Below are 1604 nucleotides of genomic sequence, written 5' to 3' on the forward strand. Positions count from 1 at the left end.
ATCCCCAGCGCGGTCGCGACGTCGCCTTCGCTGATCAGCTCGCCGCCGGCGAACTCGCCGGTGAGGATCTGGGCCTTGACGTGATCCAGCGCGCGATCCTTGGCCGTGCCCGGCCGCGGGCTCTTCGCCGCCATACCGCCCCACTCTGGTAGCTAAGTCGTATCTCAAGGGTGCTCCTGACCGTACACGAGCATTCTTTACCAGGGCTTATTGACACTGAGATACAAGATAAATACTATTCGGATACAAGAGATGCCCAAGCGGTGAGGAGACCGAGATGGCCACGACGCAGACATTGACCCCGAACCTGGATCCGACGATCCCGGCACCGATGATCAACGTGGCCGAATACGGGTTCGAGGGCCGCTTCGAAGAGTGGGCCGCCCAGGCCGAGTACTTCGAGTACTCCAAGGCGGCCAACCCCATCGGGTCGGGGCACGTCCCGGCGGTTCCGCTGCGCAGGTTCGATCCCGAGCTCTACCTCGATGCCGCAACCGGCGTGATCCCGCTGGACCTGTCCCGGGAGCTGGGAATCGGCACCGGCGCGGCGACCAGCCCGGCGCTGCTGGCCAACTTCGTCAGCATCCGCGCAGGCGAGCAGATCGACACCAGCCCCAACGCCACCTCGCAGCTGTACTACGTGCTGTACGGGCGCGGCTTCGCGGCGGTCAACGGCCGGCTGGTCGAGTGGGAGAAGGGCGACTTCGTGACGTTGCCCGCCGGTTGCCGGTCGGTGTTCTACGCCGCCGCCGACACGGCCATGTACTGGGTGCACGACGAGCCGTTGATGCGATACCTGGGCGCCGAGGCCACCCGGCCGCGCTTCGAGGCGACCAAGTTCCGCCGCGCCGACGCGGTGGCCAAGCTCGAGGAGATCGCCGCGCGCCCCGGCGCCAACGAGAAGAGCCGGGTGAGCGTGCTGTTGGCCAACGCCGATCAGGAGCAGACGCTGACCATCACGCACGTGCTGTGGGCCATGTTCGGGGTGCTGCCGCCCAACCAGGTCCAGCGCCCGCACCGGCACCAGTCGGTCGCGCTGGATCTCATCCTCGACGCCCCGGCGTCCGGCTGCTACACGCTGCTGGGCACCCGCCTCGACTCCCGCGGCGACATCGTCGATCCCATCCGGGTGGACTGGCGGGCGGGTTGCGCCTTCACCACCCCGCCGGGCATGTGGCACGCCCACTACAACGAGACCGACGAGCCCGCCCACCTGATTCCCGTTCAGGACGCCGGGCTGCACACCCACCTGCGCAGCCTGGACATCAAGTTCACCCAGCGCCGCGACCTGGCCGGGTGATCCCCCGGCGGCGGCCCATGCACCGCCGGAGTTCGGCGAATAGTGTGGCTGGACATGAAGGTGCCCCTGCTGGGACCGGTGTCGCTCACCGGCTTCCAGAACGCCTGGTTCTTCCTGGTCCTGTTGATCGTGCTGCTGGTGATCGGCCTTTACGTCGTGCAGCAGTTCGCCCGTCGTCGCCGGGTGCTGCGCTTCGCCAACATGGAGGTGCTGGAGCGGGTCGCGCCGCCGCGGCCAAGCAAGTGGCGTCACGTGCCGACCATCCTGCTGGCCGCCGCGCTGGTGTTGCTGACCACCGCGATGG

2 protein-coding genes are annotated in these 1604 nt (G+C 67.8%); both read left to right on the top strand.

Going from position 1 to position 1604, the window contains the following annotated elements:
* Positions 1–277: 277 nt before the first annotated feature.
* Positions 278–1300: a cupin gene (locus tag A5622_RS11340; RefSeq protein ID WP_066878545.1), complete on the top strand. Its 1023-nt coding sequence runs from the start codon at positions 278–280 to the stop codon at positions 1298–1300.
* A 54-nt stretch (positions 1301–1354) separates the two neighbouring features.
* Positions 1355–1604 (top strand): BatA domain-containing protein (locus tag A5622_RS11345; protein WP_197499510.1); only part of this gene is annotated, 250 nt, incomplete at its 3' end.

The sequence above is a fragment of the Mycobacterium sp. 1245801.1 genome (genome assembly GCF_001673055.1).
Taxonomy (GTDB): domain Bacteria; phylum Actinomycetota; class Actinomycetes; order Mycobacteriales; family Mycobacteriaceae; genus Mycobacterium; species Mycobacterium europaeum_A.